The following is a 16806-nucleotide window of genomic DNA, read 5'->3' as shown; positions in this document are numbered from 1 at the left end:
CCACCTCCTATGGAAGTGGTGATCGTTCCCTCGGGGCTTTGTCCGTAGAGTTGAGACTTCTAAATATCCTCGCGTAAACGGATAAGTAGAAGAGCCTCGAAATCGAAACCTTTTGATGTTGTCCGCAGGTCTTTCACGGCGAAAGCCGTCCACCTTCGCCGACTCGCGGCGCCGAGCGGGAGTGACTGGGAATGAAGCCAAGGGCCAGGGAAGGCCCGAGTGGCCAGCCGAGCATGGAAGCGAGTCTGGGCAGAGCTGAAATGAGAAGGAGAGGAAGCGAGGGGCATTCGCCGCGCCGGAGGCAAAGGGGAGTCCAGAGGGGCGATAGCCCTTCTGGCGGCCGCCGGGCCGCTCCCGGCAAAGGGGGGAATGGTGCCTCTACAGTCACATGGCTGTGGCATCCCCGAAAACAAAAAGCCCCCTTAAAGGGGGCTAATCAAAGCCACCTGCTATGCAGGTGGATATTTACTGCGGGTTTAGAAGCGGTAACCCACGGTCAGGAAGTACTCCATGCCGACGGCGCTGTACTTACTGATGTCCGCGTAGGGCCAGTAACGGTCAGACTCCGCCTGAGGCGGCTTCTCATCCAGCAGGTTGGTGATGGCCGCCTGCAGGTAGAGATTGTCATTAAAGTCGTAACCGCCACTGAGGTTCACCGTGGTCCACGCATCGTAACGCTCATACTCGTCTGCGGAAGCCACCGGAGAGGTGCCTTTGCGGTAGATGTGGGTGGCGACCCAGGCCTGCTCGTGACTCCACTGGAGCGTCAGATTGGTCTGGGTGCGGAACTCGTTGTTCCACTGGGCGTTGCGCACCTCCTCCACGTCATCCTCCGGCAGGTAAGCCTCTTTGGTGGAGAGGATGTGAGTCCAGGCCAGTTTGGCGCTGAAGTCACCCACTGAGGTTTTCAGCAGGTAATCCAGGCTGGCGTCGATGCCGGTTTGCTCGCGCAGGCCGGTATTGAACGCGGAGGCCACCACTTCGGTGGGGGTGTTGGCCGCACCGCCGCCACCGCCACTGCGGGTAACGCGACTGATCATCTCCTGACACTTGGCGGAGTTGATGTCTACCGGATTACCGTAACGGTCCTCTCCGGTGCGGCACTCCGCTTCATAGCGCAGGATGGTGTCGGAACCGAGGATGCCCACCTGGTTCTCCAGCTTGATCTTGTAGTAGTCCACCACCAGAGAGAGCCCCTCGGTGATGTCCGCCACAAAGCCAATCTGGGCGCTGTAGCCGGTCTCTTCCTCCAGGTTCATATTGCCTTCCGCGTACTGGCGCGGGTAGACGGTGTACTGCTGGCTGCAGTCGTCCCAGGCTACGCCATCCTGACGGCAGCTGTAGTAGTCGGAGGCGGTGGAGTAGGAGGAGCTGCGATCGGCATAGAGGTAATGCAGATCCGGGGCGCGGAACGAGGTGGCGTAGTTACCGCGCAGCATAAACTGCTCGATGGGACGGTAGGTCAGGCCGGTACCATAGGTGAAGGCGCCATCTACGGAGGAGTCGTCATCGTAGTAGTCGTAACGACCCGCAGCCTGAAGCTCCATCTTACCGAAGTTGTTGTCCATCACCGGGATCAGGAATTCGGCGCCGATGGCGTAGTGGCCGCGATCGCCCTTGCCGCTGATGCCGCTCCAACCATAGATATCACCGTTGACGGTGGCCGCGTCCGTGATGAACTCGTAGCCTTCGCGCTGGAACTCGGTGACCACGGCGAACTGCAGCGGACCGGCGGGCAGGGTAGCGATATCACCGGACATATCGGCGGAAACGGTGAAGTTCCAGGATTTGCCTTCGCCAAAGGAGGATTGCACGACGTCGTTGAACATCTCGGGGGAGAGGTCACCGAACAGGTCAAAATCGGTGAGTCGGAGATCGCTGTCAACCTGATCCGAGTTGACCACCACCCAGCGGGCGCCTTCCCAGGGCTGGTCCCAATCCACGCCCTTTTCACCGAACATCAGGGTCAGCATCGCCTGATCGTTAAAGCGCACCACTTCGTCCTGGTAATCGTAGTAACCACCGGAAACCGCCAGGGTGTAATCGTATTCGTCGGCCAGGGTGCCACGGATCCCGATATCCAGCAGACCGGTGTACTCATCGAAGGTCTGGTTGCTGGTGGGAGTTTCCCAGCTGCGGAACTGACGGTAGACGTGACGACTGCCCTGGAAGCCTTCAAAGGTGCTGATGTCGTCGTAAACGTCATAGTCCACGCTGTAGCCGTAGCGGTAGAGGCCCGCATCGGCAGTGCCGTAGAAGCCCATGGCGCTGACGAAGAATTCGGTGTCGTCATTCAACTGGTGCTGAAGGTTCAAAAAGCCGGAGTAGTTGTCGCGGCCATTGCGGATGGTGTACTCACCAAACACATTGTCGCCGCAGTAGTAGGGATTCGGATCGGCTTCGTACTCTTCGGACAGCCAGCCCGGCTGTACCGATTCATAACCCTGGGCTTCACACTCGCCGCTGAGGTCTTTCAGCATCCAGGCGTGCGGGTTATAGCGGTCCCAGTAGGACATCACCTGGCTGAGGGAGTGTTGTTGCGGATCGGGCGAGTCGGTGGGTTCGTCGAACCAATCCCGGTCATCGCCGTAGATCGGATCACGCAGGTCCACTTCGACACCGAAGGTCAGGTTGGTGTTGTCCCAGTTGCTGCCGGAAACCAGGCTGAACTTGTTGGAGCGGCCACCGCCATCTTTGGTGTCGCCATAGCGGTAGTTCGCTTCGGTGTAGTCCACCCCTTTCTTGGTGATGATGTTGACCACCCCGGCCACCGCATCAGAGCCATAGATGGCGGAGGCGCCACCGGTCAGCACTTCGATACGCTCAACGGCAGCGGTGGGGATGGTGGCCAGGTTAACCACGTTGCCGGCAACTGCACCTGCCGGTTTCGGCAGGACCGGCATCCGGCGGCCATCCAGCAGCACCAGGGTGTAACCCGGGCCGAAGCCACGCAGGTTCAGTGACTGAGCATTGGCGTTGAAGTTGTTGGTGTTCTCTTCACCGATAAAGGTGCCGGTGTTCTGGCTCATGGCGTCCAGTGCGTCGTACACATTGGCAAAGCCCTGGGCTTTGAGATCCTCTGAGTTAAGAACATAAACCGGGGACACCGTTTCCATATCGGTGCGTTTGATTCGGGTGCCGGTTACCTCAATTCGCTCGAGCGGTTCCTGCTCGACCTGTTTCTGATCCTGTTCTTCGGCGAATGCCATCGGGGCTGAGGCGAGCGCCAACAGCAGCATCCGTGCGACAGGGGTTGGTTTGAACATGCCATCTTCCTTCGATCTGAATTTTTATTGTTTTTCCGATACATCCTTAACCGGAAGCATATTGTATACAGTATTTATTATTCAGATCGCAACATTCCATTAACCTGTGTTGGGGGAGTGGAATGGGAAAAAGGGCAATGAGGCTTGAACAGGAATCGGCTCTCCGTAACCGTTTCGCTCTGGCGTGGGAGGGGGAGAGGAAATCAACCCGGTGGCAACAGCCCAGCCCGATTCAGAGTCTGAGTCATTCGGTTTGCGTGGGCACCAAACCAGTAGACCCGGTTGCAGGCGGGGCAGCGTTTGCAGAGCTCGTTGGTACGGTGACTGGCGTAGGTGGGGAGGGAAACGTCAGGAGAGAGCAGGACCAATGGACGGTTGCACAGCATGCAACGGCTGAAGGGAATGTGAGTGGGTGTCAGTTGAAAATGGCTCAGCACCTGACCCAACTGCTCCAGTGGTTGCTGGCTGACGATGTAGAGGGCCGTGGCCGGGCGTAACTCACTGAGCAGGGCCCGATCCCGCGTGAGGAGCCATCGTTGCTGGTCATTGGCGCGGGCAACCAGTTGGGCGTCGTTGGCGCCGGGACAGTCCAGCGTGTCGTAACCCAGAGCACGCAGCCAGCGCGCCAGACGTATCAGCATGGCGTCGGTCAGGAAACGGGGATTGGCGGCGTTCATGCCCCACAGTGTAGCGGCTTACATCACCCGGCGTGCTTGCCAGTAGTGTCTGGCCCAGTAGGGATTGTCGAGCCGGGAAAGCATCACGCCCCGACTGGTGGAGGCGTGCAGGAAGCGCATCTCATCCACCATCATGCCAACGTGGCGGGTTCGGGTGCCCGTTTTGAAAAACACCAGATCACCGGGCCGAACGGCATCCCGCCCGACGGAAACGCCCACGGTTGCCTGAGCGTCGGTGGAGCGGGGCAGGGTGACCTTAAACTGGTCCCGATAGGTGAGCTGTACCAGAGCGGAACAGTCGACTCCCCGTTTATTTTCTCCCCCAAAACGATAGGGCACGCCTGCCCAGGCGGCGTATTGCTGCTTGAGCAGGTGCTGAACGCCCGCCCCAGCTTCGTGCTGATTGCGGGTTGCTGGCTCGACGGGGGCGGGTGATTGCGCGCAGCCGGACAGTAGCAGAAGAATGGAAACAAGACAGAAACGCACGGCTACCGCAGTATCGGGAGGAGTTGGGGCACAGTTTACGCTGAAATTTCCGGGCCTTGTAGCAGGGCATCGGGAGTAAGCTGACCTTTTTCAGGGGTATCGCAAGCGCATTACTCAAACTGCGATTATCCGGATGTTGGCGTAACATTTTGGTGCTCCGGCTTAACCTGTACTACACCTTGAACTACCGAAATTTGTAGCACTTCAGTGGTCTCCATTTTGAAGTAGGAAGCGGGGTTCGGATGTGGCTTTGGGTTGAGAAAATCAGCTTTTGGCTGGGGCTGTTACTGCTGAGTATTTTTGCTCTGTCCCGTTGGCACGCGCACTGGGGCTATCAGCAGGCGATGGCGCAGTTTGAACAAAATGTCCCAACCATTCCGGACACCGGGGTTCAGCTACTCTCGCCCAGCGAACCGACGGCCCCGCCTGATGGTTTTCCCTCAGCTCCGGAGCCCGCTTTAGCGCCGGAACTGCCGTCATCTGTGCAGACAGACACAGCGCCGCTCGACACCCCAACACAGACCTTGCCCCAATCGGAACCCGAACCCCTTTATCTGGAGCAACCCATCGCCACGCTGGACGCTGATTCGGCACCGGTGCGACCGGAGGCCAGCCGTTGGTCTGAGAGCCGTCGAGCAAGCTACCAGCGTGCAGCGGCCTCTTACGATGTGCCGGTAGCCATGCTGGCGATTCCCGCCATTGACCTTGTCGTGCCGGTATTTAACGGCGTGATGGAGCGGCAACTGAACAAGGGCGTCGGCTGGGTCGACAATGGCAGCGCACTGGATGGCAGCGGCAATCTGGCACTGGCGGGCCATCGTGATGGATTCTTTCGTCGACTGGGGGAACTGAAAGCGGGCGATCCTCTGTGGGTCACCGATGCACAGGGCCAACGCCACCGCTTTGAGGTGCAGCGTCATCTGATTGTTGAACCGCAAGATGTCTGGGTGCTGGAACCCGAAGCGGAAGCCGAACTCACCCTGATCACCTGTTACCCCTTCTATTTTTTGGGTAGTGCACCTCAGCGCTACGTCGTAAAAGCGACCCGGACAGAGATACCGGGTCCTCATTAGGAGTCGTGATGATGAGCAGAAGTAAGTGGTTGTGGAGTGTGCCAGCGATGCTGCTGGCGATGTTCAGTAGCCTGGCTCAGGCCACTGACTGCAGCGAAGTACAGTGGCACTCGGATGTGTTGGCCAAGTACCCCGAAATTGCCAAGGCCTGTCAGGCGGTGGTGATGCGCGATGGTGAGGAGCGGGTTGAGATTAAAGCCGACTTTGTCCGGGCGCATCCCAATCACAGCATTACGCTGGATGTCCACGAGAACGATGGCACCAAGGAGGCAGTGACCGTTAAGTTCAACCGGGATGTGAAACTGAATGATCAAGTGGACCTGGATCGACTCCCCCGTGGTTACGAGATGACACTCTACATCCCCCACGATCGCTTTGAGATTGTCCATGCTACCAGCGACGAGCCGGTGGAGATCATCGAAGAGGTGGTGGTGGCTGAAGTAACCTATCTGCCGGATACCGCGTCGCCCTGGTACCTGATAGGCGCATTGGGGTCCTGGCTGTTCGCTGTCGCCATGGTGATGCGACTGCGTCGCCGATAACGTCCTGACAGGGGCGGCAACACCATGTTAGTTTTGGTTTTTTACGAACGACGAGACTGTTGCTGTGCCCCTGTTGCTTCGACCCATCCAATCCTGCGATGACGCGGATCTCGCTGCCATTATCCGCGCCGCACTCACCGAATTTGGCGCCAACCGTCCTGGCTTTGCCTGGGCCGATCCCGAGTTGGATCGCCTGAGTCAGGTCTATGCGCAACCCGATCACCAATATCTGGTGGCTCTGCTGGACGGCCAGTTGGTGGGTGGCGCCGGCATTGCCCCCTTCTCCTGTCACCTGCAAGGGGTGTGTGAGCTGCAGAAGATGTACCTTGCGCCTGAGGCGCGTGGTAAGGGGGTGGGGCACGCGTTGATGCAAGCCCTCTTAAGCAAAGCACAAGAACTGGGCTTCGAGCACTGCTACCTGGAAACCTTCGGGCCGATGGATTCGGCGCAGAAACTCTATCTGGCCAATGGCTTTGTGCCCCTTGATGCCCCATGGGGCGACAGTGGCCACAGCGCCTGCGATCGCTGGTTTGCCCAGAAGCTGGGAGAAGCCCGTTGAGGTGCCCAATTGGAGTGGCACTGCTTTGGCCTTTGACGGCGGGGGCAGAGAACCCGTCGCCGGATCTGGTGCCACTGCAAGCGGCAGCACCGGACATCGTTCAGGAGCTGCGCTATGCAGGCCGTGACAACTTTATCGGGCAGGTGGTGATCGGCTACGAACAGGCGCAATGCCTGTTGACCCCTGCCGCCGTGGAAGCATTAAGTCGGGTGCAACGTAAAGCGTCAGAGTACGGCCTGGGCCTGAAGGTGTATGACTGTTACCGGCCTCAGCGTGCGGTGGACCACTTTGTGCGCTGGGCTGACGACCCTGCCGATACCCGCATGAAGGCCCGTTACTACCCGGACATTGCAAAGAGCCAATTGTTCGAGTTGGGCTATATCGCCGCACGATCCGGGCACAGTCGCGGCAGTACGGTGGATCTTACCCTGATATCCCTGAATGCAGAGCAAGGCAGCAAGGCGTTGGGGGCGGACGGCGATTGCCGATTTAGCCATCAGGAATCCGGCCCCCATCCTTCACTGCCCATGGGCAGCGGCTATGACTGCTTTGACCCGGTATCTCACACCGCCCATAGCGAACTGAGCGCCGAGGCGCGGCGCAATCGGTTACTGCTGCTGTTGTTGATGGAGAGTGAGGGGTTCAGCAACTACGACAAGGAGTGGTGGCACTTCACCCTTAATAACGAGCCCTATCCGAACGATTACTGGGATTTGCCCCTGTATTGAACCGCCGCCTCAGTAACTGGCCCCATCAATGGCGCGTCGGGGCAGGCTCTGCACCAATTCGTTTTCGGCCAACCTCATATTGATAGCCAGAATCTCACTGTCGCAGTTGGGTAGGGTGCGGTAGTGGGTGATGCAGCCACACACGCCGCAATGCTCAAATGCCACCTCTTTGTCGCCCCAGATATAGCTGACCGGGGGCTGCTCCAGGCTCTCAACCTGAACCTCAGACGGCGGATAGTATGCCCACAGGGCGGCGTAACGGCGGCAGATGGAGCAGTTGCAACTGGCCAGTTCGGCGGGCACTTTGCTGGCGGTCAGGCGGATATTGCCGCAGTGGCAGGTCAGTTCCATGGCGTTATTCCTGACGACGGATTAACGCCACCTTACCCGGTTTATTCAGTTTGTGCGCGCTGATTAGCGCTGTCGGGAGGGCGTGCCGTCAGGCGGCACGCTGGCTGTGTTGCTGAAGGAAGTTAAGGGAGAGCGTGTTGAAGTCGTCGGCCTTTTCCACATTGCAGACGTGGCCGCAATCTTCTATCACCGCCAGGTCGGCGTGGCGATGGGCTTTGGCCATCTCCTTAACCGGCTTCAAAAACATGTGGTCGTTATCGCCCATGATATAGAGGGTCGGGATACTCAACTCCTTCTCCTTGAAGTAGCGCATCAGCGGATTCACCTCAGCGGCGAGGCGGAACCAGCGCTTGAACTCCTTCTGACACAGACGATGGGCTTCCCGGATAAACAGGTTACGGGAGGGGGCCTGCGCCTTCTTGGGCATGATGATCCAGGCAAACAGACGGTAGAGCCACATGTAGGGCACCACATTTTTCAGGGCGTTGCCCACGTTGACCAGAAGTTGGGAGAAGCGGTTAAGACGGGTCACGGCACCGCCCAGCACCATGGTCTTGACCCGTTGCGGCTCCAGTTCAGCCAGGGTGCGGATCACAATGGTGCCCAGTGAGATGCCCACAAAGTGAGCCCGGCGGATACGCAGGTGGTCCAGCAGCTGAACCACATCCCGGGTAACGGAGCGGAAGCAGTACTTACCCTCAATCAGGTGCTTGACGATCTCTTTACTGGCACCGTGGCCACGGAGGTCCAGGAGCAACACGTTGAACTGGGCACGATAGGCCTTGAGCTGGCGAAACCAGATATTGGAACTGCCACCGGCGCCATGAACCATCACCACCCAGTCTTTGGGCTGTGGGTGACGGTAGATTTTGTGATGCAGCAGAGCCTGGCTCAAGACAGAGTTCCCCAAGATAAAAAGTGTTCAATGCGGCGGCAGAGTAGCATGCCGACCCTCAGCAGAGTAAAGGCTTTTCCGGATCTGACAACTTCTGTTCAGCTTGCGCCAAGATAGGGGCGTTCGGCGAGAAAGCAGGCAACCGATTGTTCACTGGCATCGAAATGGGGTTGGGGCAGGGCAGTCGGCTCGACCCAGACCCACCCTTCACATTTGTCCGGCTCCCGGTTGACCGGTTCCTCACCGTCGTGGTGTGCCAGCAGGCACACAGAGACATAGTGCTTCCCCTCTTCCCGAAAGGTGCGGAGGTTATTGGTGATGGCGATCACCTGAGGATCCTGGATGGTGAGTCCGGTTTCCTCCTCAATCTCACGAATGGCGGCACTTTCGAAGGTCTCGCCCAACTCCAGGTGGCCACCGGGGATGGACCAGTAGGGGGCGTGTGCGCCCTGGCGTTTTCCGATCAGTATCTTGCCGTCGGCTCTGAGGACAATAATGCCGATTCCCACGCGAGGCTGGTTCATCGTTATTTCTCTTATCACTTGGGGCGATGCAGCATGGCGCAGGGGCGGAAAGATGTCAAAATGGTGGGATGGATCACTTGCCTTTATCGGGTGGTCGCGAAAGAATATCAGCGAAAACTAATGCAAGGAGCTTATTCATGGCCGACAAGCAGTACAAGATCACCACTTCCATGACCTCTGGCTGGAAGGTGACCGCCGATGTGCGCGGACACCACCTGGTGATCGACCAGCCCACCGCGTCTGACGAAGGCGCAAACCCGCTGGAAACTTTCCTCTTCTCTTTGGCGGGCTGTCTGTCGGCCATTGCTAAGATGGTGGCTCGTGAAGAGGGTATCGAACTGCGCGGCATCGACATTGATGTGACCGGCATTCTGAACCCGGCAGGCCTGGCCGGAAAACCCACTGACGATCCGATCGGCTTCAAGAGCATCGACGCCACGGCACGCATCGACGCGGACCTGTCCGATGAACAGAAACAGGCGTTTTTTGACAAGGTTTGCCATCGTTGCCCGGTGCATCACAATCTGCTGCACCCGACAGTGGTTACCCACAGCGCTTGAACTTCGCGTTTGACTCGCTAGACTACGGCGCCTCTAAGGCGCCGTTTTGCTTTGATTTTAGCAATATTTAGTTGTGGATCTCGGCGCCCTTCGTTAGCGGGAGTTGAATATATTGTGACTCAGCACAGTTCGGCTGAAACTCAGCACCGACCCCAATTCCAGTGGAAATTTCTGGCCCCCGGTTACTGGGGGATCTGGCTGGCGGTCGGCCTCGCCGCGGCGCTGGCTTTTGTGCCTTTTCGGATACGCGACCGACTGGCGGCGGCTATCGGTTCGCTCGGCCCGAAGTTGACCAAGCGCGGTTATCGCAACGCCCAGGTAAACCTGCGTTTGTGCTTTCCCGATTGGGATGACGCCAAGCGGGAGCAGGTTATCCAAGCCATGTTTCAGCGTGCAGCCCAGGTGCTGCTGTCCTACTCCTGTTTGCTGGTTCGCAGCCCGGATTTTCTGGAGAAGCGTGTTCGTCTGATTGGCGAGGAGCATCTGATCCCGCTGCTGGAAGCGGGCAAGCCGGTGATTTTGATGGTCCCCCACAGCTGGGCGATTGAGTTCCCGGGTCTGCTGCTGGCCAAACGGGGTTACCCGATGACCACCATGATGAACCCGGACAAGAACCCGCTGGTGGATTGGCTGATGTGCCGGCTCCGTGCTCGTTATGGCGGTAAGTTGTTTGCGCGCAAGGATGGCATTAAGCAGTTTCTCAATGCCATTCGCGATGGCCACAGCGCCTATTATTTGCCGGACCAGGATCACGGCATGGACAAGAGCGAATACGTGCCGTTCTTTGCCACCCACAAGGCGACGCTGCCGGGCCTTGGCCGCATGACTGAGAGTACCGGCGCTGTGGTGGTGCCGATGCTGGCAACCTATGACCCACAGACGGGATACTATGAGGGTCACATCCGTCCGCCGCTGTGGGATCTGCCCTCCGGTGACCGTGGCTACGATGCCCGCCGCATGAACGAGGAGATCGAAGCGCTGCTGACCCCCTGTCCGGAGCAGTACATGTGGAACCTCAAGCTGCTTAAAAGCCGGCCTGAGGGAGAGACAGACCCCTATCGTCTGTATGAGCAGCAACAGCGCTGACGCGATCAAGTTCAAAAAACGCCCGCAAAATGCGGGCGTTTTTTTTTACTCTGTCCAGTGAATTCAGTTTGAGTTAAGGTAAGTCGCACCTTTAGGAAAAACCAAAACGAAAAACCCTAAGGACAGGACTGCTATGACCACGGATGCCCGTCGCTGTTACCACGTCGATTTCTGCCCAACCATGCTTCACCCCCGCTGCTGGGGAGCCTGGATCACCATTGCTGCACTCTCGATACTGGCTTTTATTCCTCTTCGCGTTCGCCACTATGTGGCTATCTGTATGGTTCCCCTGTTTCGCCCCATCCTGAAGAAACCGGTCCGGATCGCCACGGCGAACCTGAAGGCCTGTTACCCGGATATGCCTCAAAAGGAGCGGGATGGCCTGATCAATGAGCTTTGCTACACCTTTCTAATGGTGGGCATGGGGATGGGCACCCTGGCGGTTCGCAGCCAGGCGTATCTGCAGGACAAGATCCGCATCGCCGGTATGGAGCATGTCCGTGCCGCTCAGGAGCAGGGCAAGCCGGTGGTGTTTCTGGTGCCTCATATGTTTGGCATCGAGTACGCCGGCGTCGGCCTGTCGATGGCCGGTCTGCCGATGCTGGGGATGGTGAAGCACCACAGAAACCCGGTGTTCAATTGGCTCTCCTGCCGTCAACGTGCGCGCTTTGGTGGCAAGCTGTTTCACCGCAATGCGGGCCTGCCTGCGGTCATTCGTGAACTTAAGCAGGGTTACAGCTTCTTCTATCTGCCGGACCAGGATCATGGTGCCGACAAGAGTGAATTCGCCCCCTTCTTCGCCACTCAGAAAGCAACGCTGCCGGTCATCAGCCGAGTCGCGCACTGCGCCGAAGCGGTGGTGTTGCCCCTGACCGTTGGGCTGGAAGGGGGACATATTCAGGTCAGTATCGATGCTCCGCTGGCGCTGGAACGGGTGGACAAGCCGACTGAAGCCCGGATACTGAACGAACAGATGGAGCGCTTGATTAACCGTCATCGAGGTCAGTACATGTGGTTTTTGAAGGTGCTGAAAACCCGCCCCGATGGCGAGGCAAGGCTCTACTAGGAGAGGTCAATGATCACCGTTGTATTTTGGGCAGGCATTCTGATGATGGCGCTGGGGGGCGGATTGCTGCTCTGGACCGATTTGACCCAGCAGGTTTCCGGCATGGTGACCGTTGCCTGTCTGCTGGCACTGGGCTTTTTGCTCAGTGCGGGTGCCAAAGTGGTTTTGATCATTCGACGCACGGCCTGACTCCACGAAATTTGATCTCTGGCGCTGATTGGCCGCCTGCTATCTGCAAACTTAACGACCCTCATTGCTCATGACCCCCAGACCCATTGCCAGCCAGGATCGCGAACTGATTCGTGGCCTGTATGGCGACTCCGAACGGATGGCCAGGATTGGCCCCGCCCTAACCGACAGCCAGATTGAGCGTTTGATGACCGAACGGTTGAAGCCCTGGAGCCCGGAGGCGGATCACTGGGGTTGCTGGGTGATGGAAGATCAACAGGGCGCTCTGGGCATCGTTGGGTTGCGGCGACTGCCAATGGAGCAGGCCACCGCAGAAGTCGGGTTTATGATGCTTCAGCGCGGTGAGGGCAGGGGATTGGCCAGTCGGGGGCTGTCCTGGTTGTGTCAGCAGGCAGAACGGCAGTGGGGATTTGAGCGTTTGGTGGCCCTGTGTCTGCCGGATAACCAGCGCTCCATCACTCTGCTTGAGCGCCACCGCTTTCGCTATGGTTATCGTCTGCCGCAAGCGGTGCCCTGGAACGAGGCGTTTCGGGATGCGGTGGTGTATCTGCGTGATCGGGACACAGAGGCTGCTGAAGGGTAACCAACGCCTCTTTCTGGGCTTTACTCATCTGTTTTACCCGGTATTCCAGTTTCAGCGCTGTGCTGCGATCACCCACGAGCGTCTGGTATACCAGGGTCAGCGGCCCTTTGCCGCGAAGTGCTCTTGCGCCTTTGGGCGCGCCCGCCAGGTGTTCGCTGAAGCGGCGGGAAACGTCGGTGGTGATGCCGGTGTAGAGATGGCCCGCATTTGTGCGGATGAGATACAAATACCAGTCAGACATGGGGAACCTTTTTCGAAGGCGCCAGTCTACCAGTCAGCGATCGCAACACAAAGCGCGGAAAATGAAAGAACTTTTCCCTTTTTTGTTGATTATGTGTGATCACATTCCCGTAACCTCCCATCTACCCCCAATGGGGTATGCCCCGACACGCTCGGAAAACCTAATCTGACCTCGCAGTCGCAACACTAAGCGACCATGAGGGATGATGATGAAAACCATTAATAAACTTTTACTGTCCGTTGCCGTTGCTGGTATCTGCGGCGGTGCAATGGCCAAACCGGTCGAGTCCGACAACGAAGCGTGGAAGGCTAAGTTCCCCAACCAGTACGCCTCTTGGGCGACTACCGCTGAGACTGACCAGATTGTTGACCTGCTGGCCGACGACCCCAACCTGGTTGTTCTGTGGGCCGGCTACGGTTTCTCCAAAGATTACAATAAGGCTCGCGGCCACTACTACGCCGTGACCGACGTGATTCAGACTCTGCGTACCGGTGGCCCGATGAACGACACCGATGGCCCGATGCCCGCAGCGTGCTGGTCCTGTAAGTCCCCTGATGTGGCTCGCATGTATCAGGAAGTGGGCGAAGGCAACTTTAACGACCACAAATTTGGCAAGTGGGGCCACGAGATGGGTAACGCCATCGGTTGTGCTGACTGCCACGAAAGCGGCACTCCGAAACTGACTCTGTCACGCCCCTACGCTGAGCGCGCGATGGAGAAGGTGGACATGAAGTTCTCCGAGCAGTCCCGCGACATGAAAGCGGCTCAGACCTGTGGTCAGTGTCACGTTGAGTACTACTTCGACAAGGGCGACCACAACAACGTGCGCTTCCCCTGGGAGAACGGTTTCACCGCAGAAGGTGCCGAGCAGTACTTTGACAGCATCGGCTTCGCCGACTGGACTCACAAGATCTCCAAAGCGCCGATGCTGAAAGCTCAGCACCCGGAGTTTGAGACCTGGGCCACCAGCGTTCACGCCGAGATGGAAGTGACCTGTATCACCTGTCACATGCCGAAAGTGACCAACGAGCAGGGTCGTAAGTTCTCCAAGCACAACGTCGGTAACGCTCTGGACAACTTTGATGTGTCTTGCTCCTCCTGCCACGACAGCAAAGCTGACCTGGAAGCCACTCTGAAGGCCAACAAAGAAGCCATCAACGCTGAGAAGCTGAAAGCGGAAGCCATCATCGTTCGCGCCCACTTCGAAGCGGGTGCCGCCTGGGAAGCCGGTGCGACCGAAGCTGAGATGAAGCAGGCCCTGACCCACATCCGTCACGCTCAGTGGCGCTGGGACTTCGCCATCGCATCTCACGGTGTTCACGCTCACAACCCGCAAGAAGCCCTGCGTCTGCTGGCCTCTGCTCAGGAAATCGGTCTGCAAGCCCAGGCTGAGCTGAAGAAAGTCCTGACCAAGTACGGTGTTGCCCAGCCGGTTGCCATCCCGGACATCTCTACCAAAGAAGCCGCTCAGGCCCTGGTAGGTTGGGACAAGGCTAAGCTGGACGCTCAGAAGGAAGCCTTCCTCGAGCAGCGCGTTGACAAAGAGTGGCCGAAGCGCAACTAATCTGACGCTCTCACACAGTGTCCAAGCCCGACCGGAAACGGTCGGGCTTTTTTGTTCAGGGGTTTTCGACGGAGAAGGTGTCGCAGTCTCCCGGGTCGCCGTTTTTCATCCCTTTCTGGAACCAGGCGAGCCGCTGCGCCGAACTGCCGTGGGTGAAGCTGTCCGGCACTACGTAACCCTGTCCCTGTTTCTGCAATCGATCGTCCCCGATCGCCTGGGCGGCGCCGAGCGCCTCCTCCAGATCACCCGCCTCAAGCCGTCCCTCCTGTGCCAGATAGTGGCCCCAGGCACCCGCATAACAATCCGCCTGCAACTCGAGTCGCACTGACAGGGCGTTAGCGTCTGCCTGACTGACCCCCTGCTGCAACTGGCGAATCTTGGCGCTGGTACCCAGCAGCGTTTGCACATGGTGTCCCACCTCATGGGCAATCACATACGCCTGAGCAAAATCGCCCGGTGCCTGGAGTTGAGTCCGCATATCGTCGTAGAAGCTCAGGTCGATGTAGATCTGCTGGTCCGCAGGACAGTAGAAGGGGCCCATGGCCGCTTGGCCGGTGCCGCAATGGGTGGAGGTATGGCCCCGATAGAGCACCAGAGTCGGTTCCAGGTATTGCTGACCCGCCGCCTGAAACTGTTGGTGCCAGTAGGTTTCCGTGTCCGCCAGTACCACTGCCGTCATCTGGGCCCACTCGTCATCCTGGGGCGATACGGCGGAAGTGGGGGTTCCGCCTCCGCCACCAACCAGCAGCATCAACAGGGCGGGATCCAACCCGAAGTAGAGACCGGCCAGCACAACGGCCAGGCCAATCAGCCCTCCTTTTCCCCGAGGCAGGGGCAGGCCCATCGGGCGACGCTGCCCCCGACGATCCTCGACGTTGCGGCTTTGCCGCTGACCGCGCCAACGCATATGGAGTTCCCCCAGAGAGTTCGGTCTGACAAGTGTAGTGGGGGATTGAGGGGGCAAACAAAAGGGGCCCTGATGGGCCCCTGCTAATCCGGATTGCGACTTAGGCCGCATCCTTCTTCGGCGTCTCGCCGGTATTACGCTTGTTCAAATCCTTCATCATCTGGCGAAAGCGTTTGTTGGACATCTTTTTGGCCATGGACAACTCCTTTTGCTGTTTGATTCCTGACCAATATAGGCATCTGATTGAAAAATCTTCAACTTTCATTTGGGGGAAATCACAAAAGGAAGCAGAACTTCCTCAATTCGCTCAGTGAATGCTCGTTATGACACCTTAGGACTTTTCACTGTTTTCCAGTGCTTTATAGTAATGCATCCCACAGTTAGGCAGTCACCAGGGATGGGGCAATGAAAAACATCGTTATCTGTGCAGATGGCACCTGGAACGGTCCGGAACCGGATCATGAGCAGGATACCGCAACCAACATTCTGAAGCTGTCCAGGGCCATTGCTCCCTTTGATGGTAACGGCAAGCCTCAGGTGGTGTTCTATGACTGGGGGGTAGGGGCCGATTGCCAACCGATTACCGGCGGGGCCTTTGGTCGGGGTCTGAACAAGAATGTGCAGGATTGCTACCGCTTTATTGTTCAGAACTACGAACCCGGTGACCACCTTTACCTGTTCGGCTTCAGCCGGGGCGCGTACACGGTTAGAAGTCTGGCGGGTCTGCTCTATAACTGTGGTGTGTTGCAGCGGATCCACGCCAACCGCATTCCTCAGGCTTTCGATCTGTTCAAGGATCGCAATATCCATCCTCAGGATCCCCAGTCGATGCTGTTTCGCGCGCACTATTCGGTGAATGAGGAGGTGCGTATCCGCTTCCTTGGCGCATTTGATACGGTGGGCGCTCTGGGCATACCGTTGCGGATGCTTGGCTGGCTCAATGAGCGCCATATGTTTCATGACACCGAGTTGGCGCCGATTGTTGAGGTGGCCCGCCATGCGCTCTCCCTGGATGAGCGGCGTCGGGACTTTGCTCCGGCCCTGTGGCAGGCCAAAGCGGGCTCTGATTTGAAGCAGGTGTGGTTTGCCGGTGTGCACAGTGACATTGGCGGCGGCTATCACCGGGATCCTGGAAGTGGTCGTCTGTCTGACATCCCCCTGGCCTGGATGGCGCGTGAGGCGCAGCAAAGCGGGCTGGAACTGGAAACCCATCTGTTTGCCAACCTGGATGAAGACCCGCTTGCCCCTCAACACGAGGAGTTGGATGGGTTCTATCGACTGTTGGGTGAGCATCTGCGCTCGGTGTTGCCGGAGCACCGGATCCACATCAGCGTGCAACAGCGCCATATGGGAATGGGCTACCTGCCTGCGGCCCTGGCGGAGCAGGGCAACAGTACCGATTGGGGTGAGTGGGAGGAGTAGGCTCGCTCCTGCAAGGTTGAACCCTTCAAGGAAGAAACGGCTGGCCAACAAGGAAAAGCCGGGCCGTTTCCTGTTATCCCAATGCAC

The 16806-nt window shown here is 58.2% G+C and carries 18 protein-coding genes and 1 pseudogene; 11 read left to right on the top strand and 8 right to left on the bottom strand.

Annotation, left to right across the window (positions count from 1 at the left end; translation table 11 throughout):
• Positions 1-476: 476 nt before the first annotated feature.
• The 3 genes from KUV52_RS14665 to KUV52_RS14655 form a co-directional block, all read right to left on the bottom strand.
• Complete coding sequence (locus KUV52_RS14665) at positions 477-3266, bottom strand: TonB-dependent receptor plug domain-containing protein (RefSeq protein ID WP_222526666.1); 2790 nt, start codon at positions 3264-3266, stop codon at positions 477-479.
• Between the two features lie 203 nt (positions 3267-3469).
• Positions 3470-3943 carry a Mut7-C RNAse domain-containing protein gene (locus KUV52_RS14660; RefSeq protein ID WP_222526665.1) on the bottom strand — a complete coding sequence of 158 codons (474 nt, stop codon included), beginning with the start codon at positions 3941-3943 and terminating at the stop codon, positions 3470-3472.
• Between the two features lie 18 nt (positions 3944-3961).
• Positions 3962-4429: an NlpC/P60 family protein gene (locus KUV52_RS14655; protein ID WP_222526664.1), complete on the bottom strand. Its 468-nt coding sequence runs from the start codon at positions 4427-4429 to the stop codon at positions 3962-3964.
• A 242-nt stretch (positions 4430-4671) separates the two neighbouring features.
• Between KUV52_RS14655 and KUV52_RS14650 the strand changes: the two genes are divergently transcribed.
• From KUV52_RS14650 to KUV52_RS14635, 4 genes are all read left to right on the top strand, one after another.
• On the top strand, positions 4672-5502 hold the full coding sequence (locus tag KUV52_RS14650) for a class D sortase (RefSeq protein WP_222526663.1): 831 nt from the start codon (positions 4672-4674) through the stop codon (positions 5500-5502).
• Between the two features lie 11 nt (positions 5503-5513).
• The gene (locus KUV52_RS14645; RefSeq protein WP_222526662.1) at positions 5514-6044 is read left to right on the top strand and encodes a hypothetical protein; all 531 of its coding nucleotides are present in this window, start codon (positions 5514-5516) and stop codon (positions 6042-6044) included.
• A 64-nt stretch (positions 6045-6108) separates the two neighbouring features.
• On the top strand, positions 6109-6603 hold the full coding sequence (locus tag KUV52_RS14640) for a GNAT family N-acetyltransferase (protein WP_222526661.1): 495 nt from the start codon (positions 6109-6111) through the stop codon (positions 6601-6603).
• Positions 6604-6617: 14 nt separating this feature from the next.
• Positions 6618-7331 (top strand): M15 family metallopeptidase, encoded by a 714-nt coding sequence (locus KUV52_RS14635; RefSeq protein WP_315900133.1) that lies wholly within the window; start codon positions 6618-6620, stop codon positions 7329-7331.
• Between the two features lie 9 nt (positions 7332-7340).
• On the opposite strand, the gene KUV52_RS14630 is transcribed toward KUV52_RS14635, so the two are convergent.
• The 3 genes from KUV52_RS14630 to KUV52_RS14620 form a co-directional block, all read right to left on the bottom strand.
• Entirely contained in the window at positions 7341-7682 is a 342-nt protein-coding gene (locus KUV52_RS14630) for a GFA family protein (protein WP_222526659.1), read from the bottom strand.
• An 88-nt stretch (positions 7683-7770) separates the two neighbouring features.
• A complete protein-coding gene (locus KUV52_RS14625) occupies positions 7771-8577 on the bottom strand; it encodes an alpha/beta fold hydrolase (protein WP_222526658.1) in 807 nt (268 codons plus the stop codon).
• A gap of 98 nt (positions 8578-8675) precedes the next feature.
• A complete protein-coding gene (locus KUV52_RS14620; protein ID WP_222526657.1) occupies positions 8676-9101 on the bottom strand; it encodes a nucleotide triphosphate diphosphatase NUDT15 in 426 nt (141 codons plus the stop codon).
• Between the two features lie 137 nt (positions 9102-9238).
• Here KUV52_RS14620 and KUV52_RS14615 point away from each other — a divergent pair, with 137 nt between their 5' ends.
• From KUV52_RS14615 to KUV52_RS18915, 5 genes are all read left to right on the top strand, one after another.
• Complete coding sequence (locus KUV52_RS14615; protein ID WP_222526656.1) at positions 9239-9661, top strand: OsmC family protein; 423 nt, start codon at positions 9239-9241, stop codon at positions 9659-9661.
• 114 nt (positions 9662-9775) lie between these two features.
• Positions 9776-10747 carry a lauroyl-Kdo(2)-lipid IV(A) myristoyltransferase gene (lpxM, locus tag KUV52_RS14610; protein ID WP_222526655.1) on the top strand — a complete coding sequence of 324 codons (972 nt, stop codon included), beginning with the start codon at positions 9776-9778 and terminating at the stop codon, positions 10745-10747.
• A 133-nt stretch (positions 10748-10880) separates the two neighbouring features.
• Positions 10881-11813, top strand: a complete 933-nt coding sequence (gene lpxM / locus KUV52_RS14605; protein WP_222526654.1) for a lauroyl-Kdo(2)-lipid IV(A) myristoyltransferase — start codon at positions 10881-10883, stop codon at positions 11811-11813.
• 9 nt (positions 11814-11822) lie between these two features.
• Positions 11823-12002 carry a hypothetical protein gene (locus tag KUV52_RS14600; RefSeq protein WP_222526653.1) on the top strand — a complete coding sequence of 60 codons (180 nt, stop codon included), beginning with the start codon at positions 11823-11825 and terminating at the stop codon, positions 12000-12002.
• A 70-nt stretch (positions 12003-12072) separates the two neighbouring features.
• On the top strand, positions 12073-12585 hold the full coding sequence (locus tag KUV52_RS18915; RefSeq protein ID WP_261389990.1) for a GNAT family N-acetyltransferase: 513 nt from the start codon (positions 12073-12075) through the stop codon (positions 12583-12585).
• 22 nt (positions 12586-12607) lie between these two features.
• Here KUV52_RS18915 and KUV52_RS14595 read toward each other — a convergent pair.
• A pseudogene (locus KUV52_RS14595) lies at positions 12608-12826 on the bottom strand (GIY-YIG nuclease family protein); the annotation flags it as partial.
• 202 nt (positions 12827-13028) lie between these two features.
• Here KUV52_RS14595 and nrfA point away from each other — a divergent pair.
• Positions 13029-14390, top strand: coding sequence for an ammonia-forming cytochrome c nitrite reductase (gene nrfA, locus KUV52_RS14590; RefSeq protein WP_409996481.1), 1362 nt, complete (start codon positions 13029-13031; stop codon positions 14388-14390).
• Between the two features lie 55 nt (positions 14391-14445).
• Here the strand turns inward: nrfA and KUV52_RS14585 are convergent, their stop codons facing one another.
• Positions 14446-15297, bottom strand: a complete 852-nt coding sequence (locus tag KUV52_RS14585; protein WP_222526650.1) for a neutral zinc metallopeptidase — start codon at positions 15295-15297, stop codon at positions 14446-14448.
• A gap of 405 nt (positions 15298-15702) precedes the next feature.
• Here KUV52_RS14585 and KUV52_RS14580 point away from each other — a divergent pair, with 405 nt between their 5' ends.
• Positions 15703-16719, top strand: a complete 1017-nt coding sequence (locus tag KUV52_RS14580) for a DUF2235 domain-containing protein (RefSeq protein ID WP_222526649.1) — start codon at positions 15703-15705, stop codon at positions 16717-16719.
• Positions 16720-16806 lie beyond the last annotated feature (87 nt).

It is taken from the genome of Ferrimonas balearica, from assembly GCF_019802055.1.
Taxonomy (GTDB): Bacteria; Pseudomonadota; Gammaproteobacteria; order Enterobacterales; family Shewanellaceae; genus Ferrimonas; species Ferrimonas balearica_A.
This window is presented reverse-complemented; position numbering and strand designations above follow the sequence as displayed.